Annotated in this window: 31 protein-coding genes; 9 read left to right on the top strand and 22 right to left on the bottom strand. The window is 32.7% G+C overall.

Annotated features, from left to right (window positions below):
• Positions 1–46: 46 nt before the first annotated feature.
• On the bottom strand, positions 47–487 hold the full coding sequence (locus tag CAB05_RS20005; RefSeq protein WP_235821571.1) for a MarR family winged helix-turn-helix transcriptional regulator: 441 nt from the start codon (positions 485–487) through the stop codon (positions 47–49).
• A gap of 197 nt (positions 488–684) precedes the next feature.
• The gene (gene trxA / locus CAB05_RS20000) at positions 685–1,002 is read right to left on the bottom strand and encodes a thioredoxin (protein ID WP_088003600.1); all 318 of its coding nucleotides are present in this window, start codon (positions 1,000–1,002) and stop codon (positions 685–687) included.
• A 168-nt stretch (positions 1,003–1,170) separates the two neighbouring features.
• On the opposite strand from trxA, the gene CAB05_RS19995 reads away from it, so the two are divergent.
• The 3 genes from CAB05_RS19995 to CAB05_RS19985 all read left to right on the top strand — a co-directional run bounded on the left by CAB05_RS19995 (position 1,171) and on the right by CAB05_RS19985 (position 2,454).
• Positions 1,171–1,656, top strand: coding sequence for a GNAT family N-acetyltransferase (locus CAB05_RS19995; protein WP_088003597.1), 486 nt, complete (start codon positions 1,171–1,173; stop codon positions 1,654–1,656).
• A 133-nt stretch (positions 1,657–1,789) separates the two neighbouring features.
• The gene (locus CAB05_RS19990) at positions 1,790–1,945 is read left to right on the top strand and encodes an FbpB family small basic protein (RefSeq protein ID WP_088003594.1); all 156 of its coding nucleotides are present in this window, start codon (positions 1,790–1,792) and stop codon (positions 1,943–1,945) included.
• A gap of 290 nt (positions 1,946–2,235) precedes the next feature.
• Complete coding sequence (locus CAB05_RS19985) at positions 2,236–2,454, top strand: hypothetical protein (protein WP_088003590.1); 219 nt, start codon at positions 2,236–2,238, stop codon at positions 2,452–2,454.
• A gap of 94 nt (positions 2,455–2,548) precedes the next feature.
• Here CAB05_RS19985 and CAB05_RS19980 read toward each other — a convergent pair whose 3' ends face one another.
• From CAB05_RS19980 to CAB05_RS19955, 6 genes are all read right to left on the bottom strand, one after another.
• Entirely contained in the window at positions 2,549–3,526 is a 978-nt protein-coding gene (locus CAB05_RS19980; protein ID WP_088003587.1) for an electron transfer flavoprotein subunit alpha/FixB family protein, read from the bottom strand.
• Positions 3,527–3,583: 57 nt separating this feature from the next.
• Positions 3,584–4,357, bottom strand: coding sequence for an electron transfer flavoprotein subunit beta/FixA family protein (locus CAB05_RS19975; protein WP_088003584.1), 774 nt, complete (start codon positions 4,355–4,357; stop codon positions 3,584–3,586).
• Between the two features lie 56 nt (positions 4,358–4,413).
• Entirely contained in the window at positions 4,414–5,184 is a 771-nt protein-coding gene (locus tag CAB05_RS19970) for an enoyl-CoA hydratase (RefSeq protein WP_088003581.1), read from the bottom strand.
• Positions 5,185–5,196: 12 nt separating this feature from the next.
• On the bottom strand, positions 5,197–5,808 hold the full coding sequence (gene fadR / locus CAB05_RS19965) for a fatty acid metabolism transcriptional regulator FadR (RefSeq protein WP_088003578.1): 612 nt from the start codon (positions 5,806–5,808) through the stop codon (positions 5,197–5,199).
• Between the two features lie 412 nt (positions 5,809–6,220).
• The gene (locus CAB05_RS19960) at positions 6,221–7,924 is read right to left on the bottom strand and encodes a long-chain-fatty-acid--CoA ligase (protein ID WP_088003577.1); all 1,704 of its coding nucleotides are present in this window, start codon (positions 7,922–7,924) and stop codon (positions 6,221–6,223) included.
• A 142-nt stretch (positions 7,925–8,066) separates the two neighbouring features.
• A complete protein-coding gene (locus CAB05_RS19955) occupies positions 8,067–8,873 on the bottom strand; it encodes a sugar nucleotide-binding protein (protein ID WP_088003575.1) in 807 nt (268 codons plus the stop codon).
• Positions 8,874–9,007: 134 nt separating this feature from the next.
• Between CAB05_RS19955 and dat the strand changes: the two genes are divergently transcribed.
• Positions 9,008–9,892: a D-amino-acid transaminase gene (dat, locus tag CAB05_RS19950; RefSeq protein WP_088003572.1), complete on the top strand. Its 885-nt coding sequence runs from the start codon at positions 9,008–9,010 to the stop codon at positions 9,890–9,892.
• 170 nt (positions 9,893–10,062) lie between these two features.
• On the opposite strand, the gene CAB05_RS19945 is transcribed toward dat, so the two are convergent.
• Both CAB05_RS19945 and CAB05_RS19940 read right to left on the bottom strand, forming a co-directional pair.
• Positions 10,063–11,289, bottom strand: coding sequence for an ABC transporter permease (locus tag CAB05_RS19945; protein ID WP_088003570.1), 1,227 nt, complete (start codon positions 11,287–11,289; stop codon positions 10,063–10,065).
• Positions 11,290–12,174: an ABC transporter ATP-binding protein gene (locus tag CAB05_RS19940; RefSeq protein WP_088003567.1), complete on the bottom strand. Its 885-nt coding sequence runs from the start codon at positions 12,172–12,174 to the stop codon at positions 11,290–11,292. It lies immediately after the preceding gene.
• Between the two features lie 271 nt (positions 12,175–12,445).
• On the opposite strand from CAB05_RS19940, the gene CAB05_RS19935 reads away from it, so the two are divergent.
• Positions 12,446–12,766, top strand: coding sequence for a MazG nucleotide pyrophosphohydrolase domain-containing protein (locus CAB05_RS19935; protein ID WP_088003564.1), 321 nt, complete (start codon positions 12,446–12,448; stop codon positions 12,764–12,766).
• A gap of 42 nt (positions 12,767–12,808) precedes the next feature.
• On the opposite strand, the gene CAB05_RS19930 is transcribed toward CAB05_RS19935, so the two are convergent.
• From CAB05_RS19930 to CAB05_RS19910, 5 genes are all read right to left on the bottom strand, one after another.
• Entirely contained in the window at positions 12,809–13,339 is a 531-nt protein-coding gene (locus CAB05_RS19930; protein ID WP_308464595.1) for a GNAT family N-acetyltransferase, read from the bottom strand.
• Between the two features lie 146 nt (positions 13,340–13,485).
• Positions 13,486–13,887 (bottom strand): DUF350 domain-containing protein, encoded by a 402-nt coding sequence (locus tag CAB05_RS19925; protein WP_158093320.1) that lies wholly within the window; start codon positions 13,885–13,887, stop codon positions 13,486–13,488.
• 29 nt (positions 13,888–13,916) lie between these two features.
• Positions 13,917–15,167, bottom strand: coding sequence for a glutathionylspermidine synthase family protein (locus CAB05_RS19920; RefSeq protein WP_088003555.1), 1,251 nt, complete (start codon positions 15,165–15,167; stop codon positions 13,917–13,919).
• Between the two features lie 2 nt (positions 15,168–15,169).
• Positions 15,170–15,526 (bottom strand): hypothetical protein, encoded by a 357-nt coding sequence (locus CAB05_RS19915; protein ID WP_088003552.1) that lies wholly within the window; start codon positions 15,524–15,526, stop codon positions 15,170–15,172.
• A gap of 120 nt (positions 15,527–15,646) precedes the next feature.
• The gene (locus CAB05_RS19910) at positions 15,647–16,204 is read right to left on the bottom strand and encodes a hypothetical protein (RefSeq protein WP_088003549.1); all 558 of its coding nucleotides are present in this window, start codon (positions 16,202–16,204) and stop codon (positions 15,647–15,649) included.
• A gap of 92 nt (positions 16,205–16,296) precedes the next feature.
• Here CAB05_RS19910 and CAB05_RS19905 point away from each other — a divergent pair, with 92 nt between their 5' ends.
• Entirely contained in the window at positions 16,297–16,746 is a 450-nt protein-coding gene (locus CAB05_RS19905; protein WP_088003547.1) for a hypothetical protein, read from the top strand.
• 55 nt (positions 16,747–16,801) lie between these two features.
• Here the strand turns inward: CAB05_RS19905 and CAB05_RS19900 are convergent, their stop codons facing one another.
• The 6 genes from CAB05_RS19900 to zapA form a co-directional block, all read right to left on the bottom strand.
• Positions 16,802–17,260 carry a GNAT family N-acetyltransferase gene (locus CAB05_RS19900; RefSeq protein ID WP_088003546.1) on the bottom strand — a complete coding sequence of 153 codons (459 nt, stop codon included), beginning with the start codon at positions 17,258–17,260 and terminating at the stop codon, positions 16,802–16,804.
• Between the two features lie 14 nt (positions 17,261–17,274).
• Positions 17,275–18,147, bottom strand: coding sequence for an alpha/beta hydrolase (locus tag CAB05_RS19895; protein ID WP_142283141.1), 873 nt, complete (start codon positions 18,145–18,147; stop codon positions 17,275–17,277).
• A gap of 306 nt (positions 18,148–18,453) precedes the next feature.
• Positions 18,454–20,808, bottom strand: a complete 2,355-nt coding sequence (locus CAB05_RS19890; protein WP_088003542.1) for an endonuclease MutS2 — start codon at positions 20,806–20,808, stop codon at positions 18,454–18,456.
• A 12-nt stretch (positions 20,809–20,820) separates the two neighbouring features.
• The gene (polX, locus tag CAB05_RS19885) at positions 20,821–22,554 is read right to left on the bottom strand and encodes a DNA polymerase/3'-5' exonuclease PolX (RefSeq protein WP_174567306.1); all 1,734 of its coding nucleotides are present in this window, start codon (positions 22,552–22,554) and stop codon (positions 20,821–20,823) included.
• A 44-nt stretch (positions 22,555–22,598) separates the two neighbouring features.
• Positions 22,599–23,126, bottom strand: a complete 528-nt coding sequence (locus tag CAB05_RS19880; protein WP_088003538.1) for a CvpA family protein — start codon at positions 23,124–23,126, stop codon at positions 22,599–22,601.
• Positions 23,119–23,400, bottom strand: a complete 282-nt coding sequence (gene zapA / locus CAB05_RS19875; RefSeq protein WP_088003537.1) for a cell division protein ZapA — start codon at positions 23,398–23,400, stop codon at positions 23,119–23,121. Before zapA ends, CAB05_RS19880 begins: the two co-directional genes overlap by 8 nt.
• 100 nt (positions 23,401–23,500) lie before the next feature.
• Between zapA and rnhC the strand changes: the two genes are divergently transcribed.
• Positions 23,501–24,430, top strand: a complete 930-nt coding sequence (rnhC, locus tag CAB05_RS19870) for a ribonuclease HIII (protein WP_088003535.1) — start codon at positions 23,501–23,503, stop codon at positions 24,428–24,430.
• A 74-nt stretch (positions 24,431–24,504) separates the two neighbouring features.
• Here the strand turns inward: rnhC and CAB05_RS19865 are convergent, their stop codons facing one another.
• The gene (locus CAB05_RS19865; protein ID WP_088003533.1) at positions 24,505–24,777 is read right to left on the bottom strand and encodes a hypothetical protein; all 273 of its coding nucleotides are present in this window, start codon (positions 24,775–24,777) and stop codon (positions 24,505–24,507) included.
• Between the two features lie 124 nt (positions 24,778–24,901).
• On the opposite strand from CAB05_RS19865, the gene CAB05_RS19860 reads away from it, so the two are divergent.
• On the top strand, positions 24,902–25,336 hold the full coding sequence (locus tag CAB05_RS19860; RefSeq protein WP_088003531.1) for a DinB family protein: 435 nt from the start codon (positions 24,902–24,904) through the stop codon (positions 25,334–25,336).
• A gap of 126 nt (positions 25,337–25,462) precedes the next feature.
• Entirely contained in the window at positions 25,463–25,798 is a 336-nt protein-coding gene (locus tag CAB05_RS19855; protein ID WP_158093319.1) for a PH domain-containing protein, read from the top strand.
• Positions 25,799–25,953 lie beyond the last annotated feature (155 nt).

Raw genomic sequence — 25,953 nt, 5'->3', positions numbered from 1 at the left:
TTAATAGTAGAAATACGGTTATTGTGCTTTGTAATTATTCCTATAATTAGATTTCAGTTGTTACCGCTTTGGCAAGTTTTTCAGCAATTAATGCAAACTGTAAAAGCTCCTCATCTGAAAGCGTTAATAATGAACTCTCAAAAATTTCTTTTCTTTCTTTTATAACAAGATCAAGTTTTTTTTGACCTTCTTCACTAAGCATTATATTTACTACTCTTCTGTCTTTTTTATCATGTTCACGATAAACAAAATTACTATGTTCTAACCGATCAATCATAAATGACACCGCGCTTGGTTTCACTCCCATATACTCGGCAATTTCAGAAATTTTACAACTCTCGTTTTTCCGTAAATACATTAATACAAAAAACTGAGTAGCTGTTATGTTATGTTTATTCATTTGCTCTGTCATTTTTGGTTGCATCTTATGAATGGCAGTTTGAAAACCAATCTGTATTCGCTCGATGTACTCATTCTTATTATTCAAAATTTAACCTCCTTTAACAGTTAATTTATATAAATATTTAATGCGTGTTAACTATTTATGCTTATTAAATATATACCGACAAAACTTGTTTCGCAACAAGAAAATTATTAAATGTTTTTAATAAAACGCTTACAGATATTTTTGAGCAAAAAAAAGAAATGCACTCATAAAAAGAGTGCATTTCCTACAAATTAATATTAACCAAGATGTGGCGTAATTAATTCTTCTAAAGCTTCTTTTGGTTTGAAGCCTAAAGTTTTCTCTACAACTTCACCATCTTTAAGAACGAATAATGAAGGGATACTCATAACTTCAAATTTAGCTGCTGTTTCTTGGTTTTCATCAACATCAACTTTAACGATTTTAACTTTATCACCATATTCAGAAGCTAATTCTTCTAAAACTGGAGCGATCATTTTACAAGGACCACACCAAGTTGCCCAAAAATCAACTAATACTACACCTTCTTTTGTTTCTTCTGCGAATGTTGCATTTGAAGCATTTACAATTGCCATATTTATTTCCTCCTATCGCCTCTCTACATAAGTACATTATGTAGTTTGACTTAATTTGTTATAATTTTAAAGTAAGTATATCATATGAGAATTAGCACTATCTATTAATTTGCTCAAACTTACTATTTCCATACAAATTATTGATATACCAATGAAAGGATTAAATAAATGGTTACATTTGAAAAAATTACAGAAGAATATATAGAGGTAATTGTCGAAATCACCAATTCAAATCAAAATTATAATCTAATGGAAAATGGATCTCCTACTCGTACTAAAGATGAGCTTTTTAAAGAATATTTTCAATCAACGAATCAAAGTGAAACTTATTTTATTAAACTTGATGATACATATATCGGACTAATCGACTTTTTAATACTTAACCCTAGAGATGGTTTTCCATGGCTTGGATTATTAATGATCCACGGTGATTACCAAGGATATGGATTTGGTACGAATGCATTTGTATTATTTGAAGAACAAATAAAAAGTCGAGAAAATATTGACGCTTTAAGATTAGGTGTTTTAATAGATAATCATCAAGCTAAGGAATTTTGGAAGTCACATGGATTTTCGTATGTAGAAAATAAAACAAATACTGATGGTATTGAAGTAGAAGTCTACGAAAAAGATTATACAAAGGCTAAAGCTTAACATTTATGCAGCGTCTCATTTTCGAGGACACAATATTGTAATAATTCAAAGAGTTTGTGCTCATTTTTTTATGTTAAGATGTTTTTGAATATAAATAAATATTCAGAAATTTATTAAGATAGGAGTGGCAAACATGAGAAAAACATTTCGTAAATCGTTTAATCAATTAGTAAATGAAAATAAACAATCTCTTCTTAGAAATAAAGAAGAAATTGAAAAGATTGAAAGAAAAATTGAAAAACGCCACGAAGTCGAAGAAATAGCCAAATTAGAAAAAGCAATTTCATAATGACATATATCGTAATCCTTGAATTCATCATTCAAGGATTATTTTTTTTGGCTTTTTCTATAAGTGTGTCCTTTCTTGGCCTTGAAATAGAAAGAAGTTGATTTCAATGGAAGGCGTCAGAGTCATTTGGGAGATGTAGGATAGTCGAATCCCCGCAGGCTCTTCGAATGCCCAAGTAATTCGCAACAATGTATAAGAAACAACCATATTTAATCGAAAATAGGCGAACTCTTACTTTACAAAATCGTACTATATAGTACATGAGTCTAGTAAAAGGAGGAGAAGAATGTATGCACCCTTTTTGGAATCATTATCCACAATACCCTACTAGAAATGATCATACTCATATGGATAATCACCAGATGATGCAATCAATCGTAAATCTTGAAAATCAAATACAGAACCTTGTTAAGGCAATTGAAGCCAATAATGAATTGCTTCGTTCAATCGAGCAGAAACAAAACCAAGTTATTACAAGTGGTGGCGGTTCAGTCATTGTTAGAATGTAAAAAACGAAGTCTTCTCTTGCTAGATACAAAAAAACAATAAGGACTTCATCTAAAAGATGAAGTCCTTTCCTATTTCTCAAATAAGCAATATATCTTAAGAATTTACTAATACTGCTTTAAATTCTTCAGTTAATAATGGTAATACTTCAAACAAGTCTCCTACGATTCCATAGTCTGCAACTTTGAAGATATTCGCTTCAGGATCTTTGTTAATCGCAACAATAACTTTAGAGTTTGACATACCAGCTAAATGTTGAATCGCACCAGATATACCACATGCAATATATAAATCTGGTGTTACAACTTTACCAGTTTGACCAATTTGAAGTGAGTAATCACAGTAATTAGCATCACATGCACCACGTGATGCACCAACAGCTGCGCCTAATACTGTTGCTAATTCTTTTAATGGATTAAAGCCGTCTTCGCTTTTAACTCCACGTCCACCCGCAACAATAATTTTAGCTTCTGAAAGATCTACTCCTTCACTTGCCTTACGTACTACGTCTTTTACGATTGAACGTAAGTCTTTAATTTCTACAGTTAGTGATGCAACGTCTCCACTACGTGCAGCATCTTTTTCTAATGGAGCGATATTATTTGGACGAATTGTCGCAAAAATGAATGGATCTACCATTACTTTTTTCTCGAAAGCTTTACCAGAGTAAATTGGACGAGTGAATACAATATTTCCACCTGCTACTTCGATCGCAGTTACGTCAGAAATTAATCCACTTTGTAAGCGAGCTGCAAGCTTAGGAGATAAGTCTTTACCTAAAGCAGTATGACCTAATACTAGTCCGTCCGGTTTTTCTTGATCAACTACTGCAAGTAATGCTTGAGAAAATCCATCAGATGTATATGAAGCTAATTTTTCATCTTCAACTACAACCGCACGATCTGCACCAAATTGAATCATTTCACTAGCTAACGCATTTACTGATTGACCAACTAATACAGCAACTACTTCTCCGCCTTCAGCAATTGTCTTAGCCGTACTGATTGCCTCGAATGATACATTACGTAATGAGCCTTCACGAACTTCGCCTAATACTAATACTTTACGTGACATGTTATTTCCCTCCAAAATTTTCTATTACTCTATTATTTAGTTACATTCATTTTTAGATTAAATTACTTTTGCTTCAGAACGTAATAACGATACTAATTCTTTTACTTGGTCTTGTAAGTCGCCTGATAATACTTTACCAGCTTCTTTTTTCGCAGGTAGGTAAATTTCGATTGTTTTCGTTTTCGCTTGAACATCGTCTTCTTCTAGATCTAAATCATCTAATTCTAGTTCATCTAAAGGTTTCTTTTTCGCTTTCATGATACCAGGTAATGAAGGGTATCTAGGTTCATTTAAACCTTGTTGAGCAGTGATTAGTAATGGTAGAGATGTTTCAATAATTTCAGTATCTCCTTCAACATCACGCTCAATTTTTGCAGTTGTCCCGCTAATTTCAAGCTTAGTGATTGTTGTCACGTAAGGAATATTTAATAATTCAGCGACGCGAGGACCTACTTGACCAGTACCACCGTCAATTGCAACATTACCCGCTAGAATAATAGAAGGATCTTTATCTTCTAAGTACTTAGCTAAAAGTGTAGATGTTGTAAATTGGTCAGCGCTTTCAATATCATCTTCAACATTAATTAAAACAGCTTTATCAGCACCCATTGCTAAAGCAGTGCGAAGTTCTTTTTCACTGTCTTCATTGCCAATCGTAACAACTGTTACTTCACCGCCATGTGTATCACGGATTTGAATCGCTTCTTCTACTGCATACTCATCGTATGGATTTATAATAAATTCAGCGCCATCTTCTTGAATAGCACCATTTGAAATCGTAATTTTTTCTTCAGTGTCAAATGTTCTTTTTAATAGTACATAAATATTCATCTTTAAACCCTCCTAGGAAATGTTAACTACATCTATTTTTTTAAATAGTAAACTACTTATTTATGAAACACAGGTTTTCTTTTTTCTAAAAATGCACTAATTCCTTCTTTGGCACCTTCAGATGTAAAAATATCTCCGAATAATCTAGATTCTTCTTCAACGCCCTCATGATATGAAGTCGTTCTAGTAGAAGATAGTAGCTGTAGTACATATTCAATTGATTGTTTACTTTTATGTGCAATTTTTGACGCTAATGTAGTTGTTTCTTCTAATAATTTTTCTTCAGGGACTACAATTGTAGCTAGACCATATTTCCCAGCTTCTACACCAGAAATTGTTTCTGCTGTCGCCATCATTAATAAGGCTTTATCTCTACCTACATATCTTGGTAATCGTTGTGTACCTGCAAACCCTGGAATAATACCTAAGTTTAATTCAGGTAAACCTAGCTTTGCATTCTCCGCTACTACTCGAATATGACAACTCATTGCAAATTCAAGTCCGCCACCTAAAGCAGCACCATGAATTGCGGCAATGATCGGTTTAGAATAATTTTCAACACGCTCAAATACTAGCTGACCTTTTCTTGCAACTGCTGCTGCATCGTCGGCGCTTTTAAATGAGGTAAATTCTTTAATATCAGCTCCTGCAGAAAAAAATCTGCCTTCACCATGGAATACTAGTACTCGTACATCATCATTTTTTTCTAATTCTTCTAGATGCTGTACCATTTCTGCAAAAACCACAGAAGACATTGCATTTGCTGGTGGATTTTGAATTGTTAAAAATGCAACACCATTCGATACTGAACATTGAAGTAAGCCCACAACTTTTCCTCCCTATTGTCCTAAAGTACTAGAACGTTCTTTTTGATATCCGCATCCTCTTATTAACAATTGGTGAACTTTCTCGGCATTTGCCTCCAAATCCTGATTTTGGCCAGTCATTACCCAATGAGTCATAACTTCATCTATCGTTCCAAAAATCATCTTTCTAGCCATTCGAATATCTAAATTTTCATCAAACAAGCCTTCTTTAACACCTTCCATTAAGATAGAATCAATGATGTGTAAATACTCTTTAAGTACTTCATTAATTTTCACTCGAAGATCAAGATTTGTTTGTCTAACTTCTAATTGCATTACGATGGCTAAATTTAAATCATTCGACATTTCACGAAAATGTGTTTTCACCAACGTTAATAACTTCGATACCGCGTCGCGATTACCTGCAATTTCTTCTCGAATTTTTTCAGCAAAGACACCCATCTTTTCTTCAAACAATGTAATTAATATTGATTCTTTATTTTTAAAATATAAATAGATTGTTCCGTCAGCTACTCCAGCTTTTTTCGCAATCTTAGAAACTTGTGCTTGATGGTAACCGTTTTCAGCAATCACCACTACTGCAGCATCTATTATTTGTTTAAATTTTGGTTTATCTCTTTTCATTTTGTTTACTCCTTTGTACAGTGAATGAATAATCATTCATATTTTCATAATACTAACTTATCAGAAAATTGTCAATTATCCTTTAATAATTTTTATCATTTATTTGACTGAAGATTTCCCATTCGTTACCTTCAATTCTTTACTAAATTCTAAAAATTCCCATACAAATAGTTTACCATTTTTTCTCAGACAAATTCGTCTAGATTCACAATTCTTGAAACTTCGAAAGGCTATTCTGTTTTAACTAAGATTGCGTTAATGAAAGACAAACAGGTCTCTCTTTCTAACCGCGGGGCAAGTGTTGTCCCAACCGTCCATCATTTTAGATTAGAGCCGCTATATAAAAAAGTATGTAGTCAAAGTATTTGATAACAGTTAGAGGGATGTAAGGTCTACATCCCTTTATCATCATTTAAGAAAGTTTTTCTTCAGTGTTTTCTTTAGCATTTCTTTGTTTTTCTTCTTCCACTAATTGTCTTCTTAAAATCTTTCCAATTGCAGTCTTTGGAAGTTCTTTTCTAAACTCATATTGTCTTGGAACTTTATATGCAGCCAAGTATTTTCGCGAAAATTCATCTAGCTCACTTTCTGTAACTGTCTTACCTTCTTTTAAAACAATAAATGCTTTAACAGTCTCACCTCGGTATGGGTCTGGAACGCCAATTACAACAGTTTCTTGGACTGCTTCATGTTCGTATAAAACTTCTTCCACATCTCTTGGATATACATTAAATCCGCCTGCAATAATCATGTCTTTTTTGCGATCAACGATATAGAAGAATCCATCTTCATCCATATAGCCTAAATCGCCAGTATATAACCATCCGTCTTTTAATGTTGCAGCCGTTTCCTCAGGTCTATTCCAATACCCCTTCATTACTTGAGGACCGGAAACAATTAACTCACCAATTTCTCGAACAGGTAATTCTTCACCTGTTTCCATAGATACGATCTTGGCATCAGTACTTGGCCAAGGAACTCCAATACTTCCTGAAACTCGTCTATCCCATAAAAAATTACTATGAGTAACTGGAGAAGCTTCTGATAATCCATAACCTTCTACCAGCTTTCCACCAGTAACTTTTTCAAATTGTTCCTGAACTTCTACAGGTAGTGCTGCCGACCCACTTAAACATGAATGGATACATGAAATATCAGTTTTTGATAGATCAGGATGATTTAATAAAGCAATATACATTGTAGGTGCACCCGGAAACAATGTTGGACGATATTTCTTAATTGCTTCTAACATGAGTGACGCGTCGAACCTCGGTATAATAATCATTTCATATGCACACATAATTGATAAATTCATACAAGCCGTCATACCGTATACGTGGAAAAATGGTAATACAGTAAGGATTTTTTCTTCCCCTTTACGACTCTTATATAACCACTTTTCTGACATTAACGTGTTTGAGGCTAAATTTTTATGCGTCAACATAACACCTTTTGGAAAACCAGTCGTACCACCTGTATATTGAAGAATTGCTACATCATCTACACTACTGTTTGTAAGCTCTAATTCAACAGGTGCAGATATTTTCATAATATAATTAAATTGATGGATTGATGGATCATTTGGTATTTCAGGTGCTTTTGGTTGCTTTGAAAGTGGATATAATACTTTTTTTATGATTGGTAAATAATCTCTAACTGAGGTAACAAAGATATGTTTAAGTTTCGTATTATTTTTGACTGAATGGACTCTATTAATCAATAAATCTAAGCAAATAATAGCGGTAGCACCACTGTCATTCATTTGATATTCAAGTTCACGTTCAGTATAAAGTGGATTCGTTTGTACAATAATGGCATCTGCGAACAGAATTCCGTAATATGCAATTACCGCCTGTGGACTATTTGGTAGCATTATTGCTACACGATCACCTTTTTTAATTCCTAAATTTCTCAAATAATTTGCAAATCTAAGAGATTGCACATAAATTTCTTTAAATGTCATCTCTTTCCCAAGGAAGTTAAGCGCTTTCTTATTTGGGTATTCTGTGGCTGTCTTTTTTAAATATATAGGAAGAAGTTCAAAATCACTCTCTAATGTAGTAGGTATCTGCTCTGGATATTGACTCACCCAAGGTTTTGCTTTTAGTTCCTCCATACCATTCACCACCAGTATTTTATAGTAGGTTCATACTAAAATTAGTATATGATACTTATTATCCCTATACAATCAAAATATTAAGAAAATTTAATCTTTTATCTCCCTACATTATTAATTTATTCAATTCAAAAACAGGCTCCTATACGATTTCACTAATCAGTTGATGATTATCATATGTAAAATGAATAGGTAAATCTGTACGATTAATGACCAATCCAAAATTGTATTGTTCTACCTCTTCAACTTTGAGCGCTTTCACTTTTCCCTCTGTATCAAGAGATTGTACAAGTTTACAAATAAAAGAATACTGTGACTCTATATCAGTGGTAGCTAAATGAAAAATGCCAGTCAAATCATTTTCAATAATAGAACGGATTTGTTTAGAGATTCTCTGATCTGATGCGTGGTTTAAATAAATATTTTCGTATGCTTCTACTTCAAGTTGATTCGCAATTTTATCCTTGATTTCATTTAATCTAGGTGAATTTTTTCCCCAAACCATTGGTAATCTAAGAATTACACCTTGCGGACCTAACTCGCTTTGTATTAATTTTTCACATTCAATTTTAAATTGACCATAATCTGATGTAGCTAAAGGCGTGTCGTTTTCGTCATGATGCTTTGTAATGTCTCCATCAAACACATTTGTTGTGGAACAAAATAATAGCTTTGTTTTTGTGGATTTAATTTTTTGAATGATTTGCTTGTGTACTTCTAACTGAATGTCAAATTCGCCTCTTAAGCATGAAATAATAATATGAGGAGTAATTTCATCAATCCAATCTAAAATTCTCTTACTATCTGTAATATTCCATTGAAGCTGATGATCATCATTAATGCCTAATTTTGTTCGATTATATGTACCATAAACATCGAAAGTAGACGATAATTCCTCCAATAATGCCTTCCCTACTAAGCCGCTTGCTCCTAAAACTAAAATTTTCATCCTTCTCTCCCCTTTTTACAAATTATTTTATGAACATATGTTATATTGAATGTAACACAAAATATCTAACTATTTAAAAAAATAATTTGAATTGTAGATTACAAGATTTTCATTTGTAAAGGAGTGCAAACCACATGAAAACGAAAGTGCTATTAAATAACCGAATTGTCGATTTAAAATCAGCAAATGTAAATATTTTAGATCGTGGTTATCAGTTTGGCGATGGAGTTTATGAAGTAGTTCGTTTTTACGATCATGCCTATTTTGAATTAGAAGCTCATTTAATCCGTTTGAAAGAAAGCTGTGAAAAAATCAATATACCTTTCAAAATGCATTTAAAGAAGCTTGAAAGTGATTTAGTCTATTTAATGAACACATGTGATTACAGTACTGGTTATGTATATATACAGATTACTAGAGGTGTAATGGACAGAAATCATATATACCGAGACCAACTTGATTTAAAACCTCAATTAGTTGCTTATACCGTTAAGGAAGAAAAGCGCCCATTAAAACTAATGGAACAAGGAATTACAGTGCATGTAACAGATGATATAAGATGGTTACTTTGCGATATTAAAAGTTTAAACTTATTAGGTAGTGTCCTTGCTAAAAATAAAGCTCATGAAAAAGGAGCAAAAGAAGCAGTATTGCATAGGGATGGAATCATCACTGAAGGCTCTTCGACAAATGTATTTATCGTAAAAGACGGAACTTTATATACTCATCCGGCAAACAACTTAATCTTAAATGGTATAACTAGAAGAGTCATCATAGATATTGCTAAAAAAGAAGGAATTCCAATTAAAGAAACGGCATTTACAATTGATGAATTCCTAAATGCTGATGAAGCATTTACATCTTCAACGACAGCAGAAATCATGCCAATCGTTTCAGTTTTACTTGATGAAAAAACATATGCTTTAGGAACTGGAAAACGTGGTGTAATCACTCAAAAAATACAAGATGCATATTCAGATTTAATTGCCAAGATTCCACAAAATCAATCAACATTATAAACATAAACGACTGTCTTTTTCTAGACAGTCGTTTTTATGTGGAAGTTGAAGAATAGGTAACGCCGTACTATAAGCACCACCCAAAAGTTTCTATAAAAAATACTCCTCATTAGATTGTGGACGCTTGCCACCAAATGAGGAGTACCTGATCAATCTATTAACTATTTACATTATTGTCTTTTTAAGAGACGAGCAACGTCTTTCCATTTTACTTTGTCGCTATAGTACATTACTCCGTTTACATAAATACGGCTCGCGATTTTCGTTAAAATGAAGACTGTGATGATTAAGATTAAAATACTTGCACTGACTTCAATAAAATTCATTTCACCTGATACAAATCGAGAAAATGCAACAAGTGGTGCAAAGAATGGAATGTATGAACTGATTTGTACAAAAGTACCATTAGGATTCACTAATGCATTAATACTGATGAAGAATGCACCAATCAGTAAAAATGTAACTGGCATCAAGACTGTTTGAAGTTCTTCTGTTCTTGATACAACAGATCCAATTGCAGCATACAGTAAACCATAAATTAAATAACCTAGTAGGAAATAAACAATAAACGCTATTATAGTCGTTATGTTTAGTGAGTCTAAATCAATCTCCATTCCAAACAGAGATAAATTATCTAGATTTACGAACCCTACAAGATACGCAAATAAGAACCCTAACCCTATTACAACTAATTGAACAAATGCTACGCAAAATACAGCAAATACTCTTCCATATAAAGTCATCACTGGATTTACCTTAGGCAATAGTACTTCCATTACTCTTGATGATTTTTCTGCAACAATTCCAGTAGCAATTGAATTACCATATACGATTAAAAATAGATATAATAAAAATCCGAAAAAGTACGCAATTCCAAATGTAGCCATAGGGTCTTTCAGTACTTCTTCATTTACTTCAACATTTTGTAGTAATTTTGTAGCTGCTTCTAAAGATAGTTTAAGATCTTGAGATGTTTTATTTAAGTAATTTTGCTGCATTGTACTACTAATGATTGATAGAACTTCATTATTAGCAAAATTCTTATATGTATAGTTGATAACAGGAATATTATTTTTTTCAGAAATAACAATTAAACCGTCTTTTGATTCATCATTAACTTCCTTTTTCACTTCTTCAAATTTTGATGAATTAACTTGTTTTAATGTAGCTGTTTTTAGTGACTGGTTTAATACTGTTTCATCTATTGAATATTGTGTTGACTCATTTATGATCACAATTTTATCTTTTTCTTCATTTTGTTCTGAGGATGCCATATATTTTTGTAAACCAAGCATTCCGACGACTAATACAAACAGAATCGCACTCATAATGAGTGTTGCTTTTGCAAGTAGCCCTTCACGTAAATGAAAGAAAAAGACAGTTTTAAATTTTTTCATTTATCTCGCCCTCTCAATAAAGATATCGTTTAATGTCGGCTCTAATAATTGAAACTTACGAATTGAACCTGTTTCAGACTTAATTAAATTTAAAATCGTAAATGCCTCTTCTTCAGTTTTTACTTTTACGTAGATTCCTTGCTGTTTTCTCTCAAAATCAATTTGGTTTGTATTTAATACCGATTTAATTGGTTCGGTATCCTCAACTATTAAATTACGATACCCGTACTCTTCTTTTAATTTATTTAAGTTACCTTCTGCTACGACATCACCATTTTTCAAAATACAAACGTATTCACAGAATGCTTCAACCTGATCCATACGATGACTAGATAATACAATTGTCTTCCCTTTATTAATTTCTTCAGTGATAATAGAGGCCATTAATTCAGCATTAACAGGATCTAATCCACTAAATGGTTCATCTAAAATAATTAATTCAGGATTATGTAGTAATGTAACGATTAATTGAATTTTTTGCTGATTACCTTTTGAAAGCTCTCCAGCTTTTTTATGACGATAATGTGGAATTTCTAAACGTTCTAACCAATAAGTGATCGCTTCATCAACCTCTTTTTGTGACATCCCTTCTAATTTACCAAAATACCTAAGTTGATCAACTACCTTACTTTTTGTATATAAACCTCTTTCTTCTGGTAAATAACCAATTTTTACTTTTGAAGAATGGAATGTTGTACCATTCCAAGTCATTTCACCGCTTGTTGGCGTTAGTAATCCTAAAAGCATTTTAATTGTAGTCGTTTTACCAGCACCATTTCTCCCTAATAAACCTAGTACTCTACCTGTTGGCAAATTTAATGACAATTGATTAACTGCATTTGTCTCACCAAACGATTTAGACAGCTGTTTTACTTCTAATGTCATACATTTTCCTCCCTTACACTCGACTCCATTTTTTGTTTCTATTTATCTATTAATTTTGTACATATTAAGCATACCTTTAATCCTTTTTTAATAAAAGGTAAAATATGTAAAAACAGTGAAAGAATTAGGAAATATTTATTATGTTCTTTTTTCTAAAACAATATAGAAAATTCCTCTATCTCATTAGCATATGCACTAGGTATTTTGAAATATATTCATTTTCATTTCTTTTGTTAAAATGAATATGAAAATACTTAAAAGGTGGGAAATTATGAACGTAAATGAATTTCAGGAATGGATAAAGGATTATTATAAAACTAGAGGTTGGTCCGATTTAGATATATTTATTCGGATTGGATTTTTAGCCGAGGAAACTGGTGAAGTTGCGCGGGCAATACGAGCATTAGAGATTGGTAGAGATCGACCGGATGAAGCTACTAATTCATTTGAGGAGAATAAACAAGAGTTAATAGAAGAATTAGGTGATGTGCTAGGTAACTTAATTATCATTGCAAATAAATATGAAATACCATTAGAGGAAGTATTCAAAAGCCATAAAGAAAAGCTTTCAAAACGTTATTCGAATGTATAGACAAAAAATACACTACTTCAATATGGAAGTAGTGTATTTAATTCATTGCCATTCGTGTTCTAAAATACTGTATAACAGTGAATCACGCCAGCCATCTTTTAATAATAGGTCTTGTCTCATTCTCCCTTCTAAGGTCATCCCTATTTTTTCTAATACCTTTGAGGATTCGATATTTCTTGGATCACATGTTGCATAAATTCGATGCATGTTTAGCTGAGTAAAACTATAATTAACAATCAGTTTAGCAGCTTCAGTTGCAAAGCCTTGCCCCCAGTAATCTGGATGAATAATATATCCCACTTCGCTCTTTCTATTGATTTCATCTCTAATATTTAATTCGATGACACCAATCAACTTTTCTGTTTGTTTCACGATAATCGCAAATACAAATCTTGTTCTAGGACTTTTTTTCAAATCAATTACTGCCTCATTAACAAAAGTTTGAGATTCCTTTATTGTATTTGGTCCCCATGGTTGATATTTACAAACAATTGCTTGGGAAGCATACTGATGAACATCAGACCAATCGTTTTTATTTATATCCCTTAATAATATTCTATCTCCATTTATCATCATAAGCCCCCCTAAAAATTGCGATAGTCATGTTCCTCCCACAAAGGAGGTGGCTAGTCCTACTTATACTTAATTTATCTGTTATCAGATAGAAAAAAAAGGAAAAACTACGAAAATGTCTCGTTGTTTTTTCCTTTAATCGTAAATTAATATGAAATACTTCCTGAAATTAATAAACCAACAGTTACACTTAATGTAAATAATAAGATTGCCACAGCAATATTTCCTTCTTCGACTTTTTTAGCAAAAGAGATTTTTGGAAACAAAAGAAATTCTGCAATCCAATATGTAATCATTTGTGCAATCACTCCGATAAAGCTCCAAATAATGAAATCACTAATATCAACAGAGTATTTTGCAGCTGACATAATGACGATTGCTAAACCAACTAGCTTACCAGCTAATTTTAGTGCAACAGCAATATTTCCATCCTCTAAAATTAATTTTTGTTCATTCATTTTAGTAGTAAAAGTAAATGCTAAAAATCCGATAAATAAAATTAAAAGTCCTGACCCTAAATAAAGTAATGTACTTACTATACTTTCCATTAAATTTCTCATCTCCCAATTGATATTATTTATTTCTCTTTGGCCTCATCTATCATCCCTACTGGTAAGAAACAGCTTTCGTTACCTGTGATGATATTTCCCGCTCGTATCCCAATTGCTCCGTAGTTTTCTTTAATTAAAAAGCTACCTACTAATATATGTAATTCTAATAGTCCTTCAGGCGTCATGACCTTTTTCTTAGGTAATGGTGAAAATTCTTGGTAGACCATAACTTGATTGCGATAAGTGTTGTGTTGACTATGTTGATTTTTTTCACCATCAATTATTTTAATAGTATCCCCTTCCCGACCAAATGCGGGTTTCTCTACATACGCGATATGATGTTCAATAAAATAATCTGGCTCTAAATAAGTTGGTAAAAAATATTTTTCAATTATGCCATGTTCTTCTTCAGTAAACACATCAGAATTGTCGACATGTAAATTCCATATAAGTGCTTGAACCGCTTTAGATTGAAGTAAAAATGCAGAAATAGGATTAAACATAATTAACTTGCCAGTCTCAACAAGATCTAGTAACGCAAGACCAATCATTGTTCCATCTACTGATTTATCAAGTTCCATATGCTCAATAGGATATGTTTGACGGTAAAGAATATGGATCCTTTCTCCACTTGGAGTATATAGACCATCATTCTCAATAATTTGTAAACTATCTAAACTGATTAGTTGGCTTTCACCCTTATAAAGCGATTGAATGTACTTTGCTGTTTTCCAATCTTCCTCATGATCACCATGCGCTGTAAAAACAATGATTGGATTTTCAAGTCCTCTAATCGAATTGTTTATCAATTGATTTATCACTTGAGATAACTGTAATTCACTTTCACTGTTCGGATCCTTTACTTTAAAATAATCCGCTACAAAACCGTTAACATGATGAGTTTCCATAATAAATGTAGGTGTATCACTATTACATTCATAATGCTTCCAACCATTTTCTGTTTGAACAAGATCAATCCTTCTGATAATCCCTTCACTTACAATAGCCTTATGGCGTAAGTAAGGAATGACCTCTTTTGAATAACCGAGCATATAAAAAACATCATCAGGAAGCTGCCTCATTAAACGAGCTGTTTTATCATAAATGCTCCCAATTTGCTCAGTAATCATATGAATCTCATCTACTTCTTCTTTTGTAAACTTGTATATATCAAGAAGTGCATAATAGGAGCTTTGTAAATCTGCCCAAAAATCTGGTAATCTTTGAAACAATTCATTACGAAGACGCTGATGCTTTGTTAAATCTGCATTGTCCATCCTTAACCACCAAAGCCTCCAGATGAGCCTTTACCAAAACCGCTTTTTGATGAAGATCCTCCACCTGCAAAGTTGCTAGAAGATTTATAGCTTTTATATGAACTACTACCATGCAATAATTTTTTCGACTTATAAAATGTTCCACCATGATAATAACTGCGATAGTAAGAACTATCATTATCATCACAAACCCAAACACCTTCGTCATCATCAAATTCCCAATCACGGCAATTCTCATCTTGCGGTCGATCAGGTATATTCATAGTTTGTGTAGAACCACAGCCGGCTAACGTACTTGCTGCAAGTCCTCCAGTTAGTGCAATACTAACTTTTTTCATTAATAATGATGTTTTTGACATACGGATCTCCTCTTCGTGAAATAAAATCATTCTCTCTTATACTAAACTATCTATACGCTCAAAGTATATAAAATATATGATTAATTTTAACGAAATCTTAATTTTTAACAAAAGTAAAAATTACCCTCCAAATCCACCTGATACGCCACTTCCAAATCCACTTTTTTTGGTTGATGATGAAGTTCCTGTTCCACTTACAATGCCAGTTGATTTGTATTCCTTAAATTGATTATTACTATATAACATATTTTTAGTCGCAAAGTACGTACCCATAAAGAAAAAATTACCATAATAAGAACTTGACTGATCATTACACATCCATACATTCTCTTCTTCGTCTAATGTCCAATCAACGCAATTTTCGTCATAAGGTACTTCTTCAGTAGAATAAGTATAATCTTCATAGATTTCATCTTCGTAAACGCCTTCTTCATAGACCTCTTCATCATATACTTCTTCTTCGTAAACATCCTCTTCATAGACCTCATCATCATAAACTTCCTCTTCATAAGAGTCAGTCGATTGTTCAGTTTCACCAATCGAATCACTAGACTCATAATAAACTTCTTCAGTTGGTTCAAATGATGGTTGAGATCCGCAGCTTGTTAACGTACTAATGGCGATTCCACCTGTAAGCGCAATACCTACTTTTTTCATTAATTCTTTTGTTTTTGACATGTTGTTCTCCTGTTCAAGAAATAAATTCATACTCTTATATCCTAAACTGTGTTATATCTTATGTATATACAAAGTATGAAGGAGTTTGAACAATGTTTAAAACAAACAATCTATTTGTTCTCGAATATCGCTTACTTGATGGTGATTTTACACGACCGATTTATCACTTTCCTTTTTTATCAAAAGTCCAAATCTTTACAAGAAGACATTGCGATTACTTTATTCTAAATGGTTTTGTGTATGAAAATAAGGGTTCCTACCATGAAGACGATCGATATGTAATCGAAGTCATTGAATCTGAATTAGAAAATACTCCATATTATCATTTAAAAAGACCTTTAGGTATTGAAATTAGAGATGTTCATTCATTTGATGAAATTCACTTTTATGAAAGTGGAGATGAGCTAGATTTATTCTCTTGGCTACAATCAACTTATATTACAATCAATGGTAAAGTTTATGAGCAAACTTCAAACGAAGTTGACCAAGACCGAGATACTTATGTAATGTATGTGAAACCATTTATTGAAGAAGTAGAATAACGAAGTAAGAGCACAGAAAAAAGGAGCAACCATTTTATTTTGGTAGCTCCTTTTCTTAATATAAGTACTGCTCAAGCTTGATTAAGTCCCTACATTGTATGCCATTTTCCCATATTTCTTCTTCATAGTTTTGCACAAAAAAGTCAAAAATCGTATCAACTATTTGGAAACCACAATTTTGATATAACGATAATTGATGAATACTGGAATTACCTGTACAAATCACAAGCCTCTCATAACCAAGCATCTTTGATTTTGAAATAGCAAACTGAAGGAACTTCCTTCCATACCCTTTTCCCTGATATTTTGGGTCAACTGCTATGTTCTTAATTTCTATTTCATTCGGACTGTTTTCAACTAATACAATGATGCCTAAAATTTTTCGATTCTCCATTATTATATAAACTTTACCTTCTTTTATATAACTTTCCACCATATCTCTTGATGGATCGGCCAATAATAACAGTTTCCAATGTTCATCAGTTATATGTTTTATTTCAGAAAAATTGATCATCAAACGTACCTACTTTATTTTTTTTCTTTCAATCTTGCTTTTAAATAGTTAATAGTATCATTTGTAGATGCTTGAATAGACAGATTTGTGAATCCATGATTACCATGTTCTAAAGCGATTAAAGTGACCATCTTTGGATTTTTACGCGCGAATTCCTCAGATTGACTAAATGGTACAAGTGTATCACCTGTGCCGTGAACGATAAAGATTGGTATTTTTGCATGTTTCACATATTGAATAGGACTCATCCTATTATACTCATCTGCCATTTGCCCCGCTGTACTATTCATAAATCTTTCAACAATCTCTGTACTTCTTGAAGAAGGTGATTGATTCATCGTTGTTAAATCAGATATAGGATACCATGCAATTATATAGTTAAGCTTTGGTTGTATATCAGCTTTGAGCCCTGTTAATAACGCCAAATGACCACCGGCTGAAGCTCCCGCTAAACCAATTTGTGACCGATCAATCCCAAGTTTTTTTGCATTTTTATAAACAAAGTTAATAGCTGTTTCTACGTCACGGACAGGATCATTATAAGAATAATCCTTCGTTGAATAGAGTGTATAATCAATACTAATTGCACTATAGCCTTCTTTTACAATTTCTTCAAAAACAGTTTTCCATCTTTTATTTAATTCCTTACTACCATGCTTCCATGAACCGCCATGAACAAAAATCAATGCAGGTGATGGACCACGCTGATTGATTGACTTGTATAAATCAAAGGTTTGAGGAAGTCGGGCAGGTTCTGTATATAATATATCTTTTTGCACTGTATATTCTATTTGATTTTTTGGATATTTCTTTGATTCATCTTGAAACATTCTGATAAATAAGAAAGTGATCGCAAAGATGATGACAAAAATTGTAGCTTTTTTCAAACTTTCCTTCACCCTTCTCCTTTTTCTTAAAGGCTCTGCTTTGAGAAAAATCCACAAAAATAAAAAGAGCCTAATAAAAAGAGGCTAACTCAACAATGCCTTTACTCACTATATTATGTAGTCCATTTGATTAATCATCTACATAATACATTGAGAAAACATCATTAAGGAAACCTCATTGTTTATTTATTTAATTACCGTTAGATATAAAATTCCAACTAGTAGAAATATCCCACATACAACAAATAATATTCTCGCCAACTTTTCCATCTTTGATCCCCTTTTAAATCTGAATAAATCTTGTGTTTATTTTAAGTCTACTACAGTTACTCCAATACCGCCTTCAGATGCAGCACCATAACGATAGGATTTTACGGATCGATGATTTTTTAAATAGTCTTGTACACCTTGTCTTAATGCACCTGTACCTTTTCCATGAATAATATTAATTCGTGGATAACCAGCTAGTATTGCATCATCAATATACTTTTCTACACGGATTAGTGCGTCTTCATAGCGTTCGCCTCTTAAATCCAGTTCAAGATTCACATGAAAATCTTTTCCTTTAACAGCTGTAACTGTACGTTCTTTAACAACCTTTGGCGAGCTGACGAACTCAATATCATTTTCTTTTACTTTCATTTTAATGATTCCAAGTTGAACTTGCCACTCACCTTCACTTATTTGATCTAGCAGTGTACCTTTTTGATTAAAGCTGATTACTTTTACTTCGTCACCTTCACGAAGTTTTCTTTGTTTTTTCGGTGTAACTTGTGGCACAGATTTCTTAGGAGCATATGGAATTGCACCTTCTAATCGAGTTCTAGCTTGAATTAACTCATGATCCTTAATTGAAGATAATTCAAGGTTTTTAAGCTCTCTAAGCTCTTTAATAATATCTTCAGCTTCTTGTTGAGCAGTTCTTATTCTCTTTTTCGCTTCTTCCTGTGCTTCACGATATAAATCATCACGATGCTCATAGAAATCCATCATTTGCTTTTGTAAATCTTTGAAAATACGTTCCGATTCTTTACGGTAGTCTTCGGCTTCTTTCCACTCGGATTCTGCACCTTTTCGACTCGTTTCTAATGATGCAATCATATTTTCAACTTCATTACTTTCTTCACTTACATGGTTTCTAGCTTTATCAATTACATGATTAGATAACCCTAATCTTCTCGAAATTTCAAATGCATTACTTCTACCTGGAACACCAATTAATAATCGATAAGTTGGACTTAAAGTTTCAACATCAAATTCTACACTTGCATTCATTACATGTTCTCGATTATAACTATAGGCTTTTAGTTCAGGATAGTGTGTAGTTGCAACAACCCTTGCCTCATAATCACTTACTTCATCAAGAATTGAAATAGCTAAAGCAGCCCCTTCTTGAGGGTCAGTTCCGGCTCCAAGCTCATCAAATAAAACTAAGCTATTATGATTAACATGCTTTAAAATATCAACAATATTTACCATATGAGATGAGAATGTACTTAAGCTTTGCTCAATTGACTGTTCATCACCAATATCAGCAAATACCTGCTCAAATACGCAAATCTCTGAACCATCAAGAGTTGGAATTTGTAAACCTGACTGTGTCATTAATACGCAAATACCGATTGTCTTTAAGGTAACCGTCTTACCACCTGTATTTGGTCCTGTTATAACAATAGTAGTAAAATCCTTACCTAGTTCAATATCATTGGCTACAACAATATCTCTTGGGATTAGCGGATGACGCGCTTTTTTCAATTTAAAATATCTGTCATTATTTAAAATTGGTTTACTAGCCTTTATATGGTGAGAGTAATTCGCTTTTGCAAATAAAAAGTCCATTTCTGCTAAAATTTCAACATTTTGTAAAAGGTCTGTTGAAGCTTCCGCAACTTCACCTGTAAGCTGCATCAAGATTTTTTCAATCTCTTGCTCTTCTTTTACTTTCGCTTCTTGAAGATTATTATTTAATGTAACAACAGCTTGTGGCTCAATAAACAATGTTTGTCCAGAAGATGACTGGTCGTGAACGATTCCACCATAAACATGTCTATATTCTTGTTTAACCGGAATAACAAAACGATCATTACGAATTGTCACAATCGAATCTGATAACATTTTTTGAGCGTTATTCCCTCTAGTTAAACTTTCTAATTTTTCTCGAATACGACTTTCAGCAGTTCGAACTTGTTGGCGTATTAAACGTAGTGTGACACTTGCATCGTCTAACACTTCTCCATTATCGCCAATCGCAGCTTTAATGTTTTTATCAAGTTCTAAAAGTGGAATGATTTGATTACTTAACGATTCTAAATAAGGGATTTCTACTTCATTTTCTAATAGACCCTCTATAAAACGAATCATTTGTCTTCCAGCATACGTAACACCTGATATTGCAATTAATTCAGAAGGTGATAAAGTGCCACCAATTTCCGCTCTTTTAACTTGCATTCTTATATCAGATAATCCACCAAGTGGTACATTCCCACGTAATCTAATAACTTTTACTGCCTCATCCGTAGATTCATGTAATTCCACAACTTCCTCGTAATCAGTACTAGGCATTAAATTACGAATTCGTTCCTTACCAAGTGATGAAGATGCGTGTTTTAATAATTGTTCTTTTATTTTATCGTACTCTAATACTCGTAATGTTCGTTGCATAAGGTAACCTCCTTACATACGATTACGTTTTCCTTCGATTAAACGCAATAGTTCATGTAATTCAAATGTATTTACTATATTATCTTTTTTCAACCAAGCTTTTTTGGCCGCGCTTACCCCAATTGTCATATGATCTAGCATATCGATGTTATGTGCATCTGTATTAATAGAGATTTTAACGCCAGCTTCCTTGGCCATCATTAACATGTCTTTATTTAAATCTAAGCGATTTGGATTCGCATTTAATTCCAAAATAGTGCCTGTTTCTTTTGCTACCGAAATTAATTCTTCAGCATTCACCTTATAACCAGCTCTTCTGCCAATTTTTCTACCAGTTGGATGTCCAATCATACTAACATACGGATTTCTCATCGCATTTTTTAATCGCATCATGATCGTTTCTTCATCTTGACTAAAACTTGAGTGAATAGAAGCGATGACGAAATCCATTGAGCGCAATACATCATCCTCGTAATCTAAAGATCCGTCAGGTAAAATGTCCATTTCAACACCATGAAGAATTGTAAAATCAGTGTATTTTTCATTTAAACGCTGAATCTCTTCCTTTTGTTTCCAAAGGCGCTCCGGTGTTAATCCATTCGCAACTTTTAAATATTGAGAATGGTCCGTAATTGCGATATATTTATAGCCTTTTGCTCTACAAGCTTCAGCCATTTCCTCAATTGAAAAACCACCGTCACTCCAAGTAGAGTGCATATGAATATCTGATTTGATATCTTCTAATTTAATTAAAGGATAGTCTGTTGTGAAATTTGCAACCTCTTTACCATCTTCTCTAATTTCTGGTGGAAAACACGGTAAATTAAAGTGAGCGTAGAAGTCTTCTTCATTCTCGAATGTCAGAACTTCTCCAGTGTTTACGTCTTCAACACCATACTCACTTATTTTTTCATCGCGCTCTTTTGCTAATTGACGCATTGCAACATTATGATCCTTTGATCCAGTAAAATGATGTAATGTTGTAGCAAACTCTTTTGGTTGAATGATTCGAAAATCAACTGAAATTTCATATTCAATTCCTTTTAAGACAAGAGATACTTTTGTATCTCCCCCTGCTATAACGCGAACAATTTCCGGCATCGTTAATAATTGTTCTCTTACGCTTTCTGGATGATTTGAAGCAATAATGAAATCCAAGTCCTTCACAGTCTCACGAACTCTTCGTAAGCTACCAGCACGAGAGAATTTGTCTACATCGTTCATCTTTGATAAGTATGCTTCAATTTTATCTGCGATTGGTAGTACATCTGCTAGTGGCAATCTTTCAGGTTGTTTTCCAAACTCTTCAATTGAGTCTAAAATATTTTTTTCTGTTTTTTTCCCGAAGCCAGCAAGACCTTGAAGCTTTCCATTGATACAAGCTTCCTTTAATTGATCCATGCTTTCAATCTTCAACTCTTGATAAAGCTTGGCTACTTTTTTCCCACCTAATCCTGGCAGTTTTAATAATGGTAATAATGTTTTTGGAAGTGATTCTTGTAGCTCATCTAGTACTGTGCTTTTTCCAGTTTTTATGTACTCTTCAATAACTGCTGATGTTCCTTTTCCAATTCCTTTTATCGCTGTAAAATCATCTATTTGTTCTAAGCTTCTTTCATCTGTTTCTAAAGCATTTGCCGCTTTACGGAAAGCTGATATTTTAAAGGCATTTTCACCTTTTAATTCTAAATAAGTTGCAATTTGTTCTAATAACTTTATTAGTTGTTTTTTGTGCATCACATTCACCTACTTAATTTTTTAATCCAATCTAAACTACTATCTTCATTCATTTAATAGATCATCGTATTTGACATCCCATTCCAAAGTTCCATTAGTTGTGTAGAAACAAATGGTGTATTTTGAACGATAAAATAAGCTATCTTTGAATTGTGTAATAAAGTATGTAGCGCTTCAATCGGCACAATGAGCGCAATAAAAAGTGCTAGTACTGAAAATAAATAGACTTCGATTAAGCCTAAAATACCGCCCAATAGAGAATTTACTTGTTTTAACAATGGTAATTGGAATACCCCATTTAATAATGAACCTAAGAAAGATATCACTAAACGAGTGCCAATAAACAGTAAAGCAAACGCAACAATTTCATATATGAACTGTTCAAAATTAACAATTTGGTTACTAGTTATATTAATAGGAAATAATTTTTTCAGTGTGATAGCAGTCTGCTCGTAATAATGATATGCTATGTATAAAGATAATAAAAAACCTAATAGTCTAATTAGACTACTAATAAATCCTCTTCTCCAGCCTGTAAATAAGCCGAGTATTAATAATACAATCAAAATAATATCAATCATTGTTTTCCTTCTCACTTTTAGCTTCTTTAAGTAATGTTTCGAGCTGTTCCACTCTTTCTCTTAATTTAACATAATCACTTACTATATTAACTGCTGTTAATACAGCTAATTTATTTGTATCCAAAAATGGATTTTTATGATTTATTTCTTTCATTTTTTCATCTACAATTGAGGCAACATGACGGATATGTTCTGTTGATTCGTCACCAGTAATTAAATATTGTTGCCCATAAATAGTTACATTAAGTTTTTGTTTTGATGAAGAATTGGACAACTTCTTACCTCCATTCAGTTAAACATTCTAACTTAAACTATAACATGAACTGATGTGCAAGTGAAAGTTTTGACAATATTAGAAGAAAAAGGAGAAATATATGACAAACACTGTCCTTACAGTTTCAGGAGAAACTCTATTAAAGATGCAAGATCATTACAAAGATGGTATTCAACCAAAAGTACCACAGGGTGGTGTTTTTTTAGCAAAATCTAATGGTTGCACAATTACAGCCTATAAATCTGGAAAAGTTATGTTCCAAGGTTCAAATTGCGAGACGGAAATAACTAAATGGGAAGGCAAATCAGCAGTTCCAAAAGCGGCTAAAAAAATGCCTTCGAATCAACATAATTTACCGAGTAACTTTTCAAGCCTAGCTGTAATCGGTAGTGATGAAGTTGGCACAGGAGATTTTTTTGGACCAATGACAGTTGTAGCTTCCTTCGTAGAGCCTAGCCAATTCGAGTTACTAAAGGAGCTTGGGGTAAAGGATTCCAAAGAACTAAATGATGAAGAGATTTGCAAAATTGCAAAAAAAATAACTTCTGTTGTCACTTATAGTCTTTTAGTTTTGCACAATGAAAAATACAATGAGATGCAAGAAAAAGGCTACAATATGAATAAACTAAAAGCTATTTTACATAATCAAGCAATTAGAAATATGATTAGTAAATTAGAAGGCAAGCATTTTGATGCTATATTGATAGACCAATTTACGCCACCTAACTTATATTTTGGATATTTAAAAGGGACAAAAGAAGTGATTCGAGACAAGGTTCAATTTGCAACAAAAGCAGAAGGTATTCATTTATCTGTTGCTGTTTCCTCTATTCTTGCACGTTATTCTTTTTTACAACAAATGGATCTCTTAAGTGAAAAAGCTGGCATGACATTACCTAAAGGCGCAGGAGCAAAGGTTGACCAAGCAGCTGCAAAATTCATTCGTGCAAAAGGCTTTGAAGCATTAAGAAGCTTTACAAAACTGCATTTCGCTAACACTGAGAAAGCATTGAAGATTGCTAAACAATAGGTTCTGTTAAGAGCAACAATGTTTATAGCCAAATAATTAAACTAAAAAAGCTGTATTCTAAATGAAGATTTCACTTAGAATACAGCATCTACGATAAAGAAAATAAATCCTAATAAACTAGCAAGCTGTTTTTGCTTCTTATATCGAAGCGACGGTCTTGATAAAAAGTATAGACAAATTAAGAATCCAAATGGAATTGGTAGCCAAAACAATCGAAATGGTAATGAAGATACTACATAATATCCGATCATTTGAAACCCTAAATTATTTACATCCCTTTTAATTGCCTCTTTGTAAACGATTAATAACCCTATTAGTAATCCCACATACAGTAGAAAAACAAACATCTTCCACCTCCAAGATTGTCCTATTATTAAACTATTCATATACTGCTTGTCTAAGGACACATAATGAAAAATGTTCATACATATGCATTACATAAATCATTAGATTTAGGAGTTGATTCTTGGAATGATTACTAGTGAATTAGAACGACTTATTCAAACCGTTCCACAAGATATTTTAGCTCTCCCTAATCCAGACTATAAACCAAATCCTTCAAAATGGTCTAAAAAAGAAATTCTCGGACATTTATGCGACTCTGCTACAATAAACCATAAAAGATTTATTGACAGACTTTATTCAAATGAAGATATAGAACTTGAACTATACAAACAAAATCATTGGGTCGAGTGTAACGACTATCAACATTGCTATACGATAGATGAAGTGTTAACTCTTTGGATTACCTTAAACCAACGAATTGTAAAAACAATGAAAAACGTAGCCACCGAAAAATTGGCTTTACAATTTACCGTCAGTGAAAATGAGAAAGTCACATTTGAATGGTTATTTACGGATTATGTAGAGCACTTAAAGCATCATTTAAAACAAATATTTGATTAGAAATAAGGTGTAAAAATGAAATTTCAGATAAAGAAAAACCCTTTTTTAGCCGCACTCATCCTTTGTTTAATCCCAATTATTTTCCTCGTTCCAATAGGAAGCTTCATTGAAGGTGAAGGTCAAATAATGAGCATCGTTATTTTTATTCTCATTTCACCAATCATTATCGTACTAGTTTGGGCGTTATTTCATTCATACCATGAATTTTCGGATACTGAATTTATTTCAATTTTTGGCTTTATAAAAATAAAGATTCCTTTTCAAGAAATCAAAAAAGTTGGATTTTCATTAAATCCTATGTCATCTCCAGCTTGGACATTTAAACGTGTGAAAATCGATTATAAAAAATTTGAATTCGCATTATTATCACTCCCGAAGGATGAAAAGCTATTTTTAAGAGAGCTCAAAAAAAGATGTCCGCAAGCGGAAATTAAAGATCGTTATGGCAATTTGTTTTCCTAATAAGCAGATGAAAACTAATTCAATAAAAAAGGCCGCTTCATGTCTTAAAAGTCAATTTGACATGAAGCCGCCTTTTTATTTAGTTACAAATTAATTTAGTACGTTAGAAAAAGTTTATATATCAATAAATAAAGACAACTAATTATCCGTTCTAA

This window comes from Gottfriedia solisilvae (assembly GCF_002128405.1).
In the GTDB taxonomy this organism is placed as follows: Bacteria; Bacillota; Bacilli; order Bacillales; family Bacillaceae_G; genus Gottfriedia; species Gottfriedia solisilvae.
The sequence above is the reverse complement of the archived record's forward strand: the minus strand, read 5'-3'. Positions and strand labels throughout refer to the sequence as shown.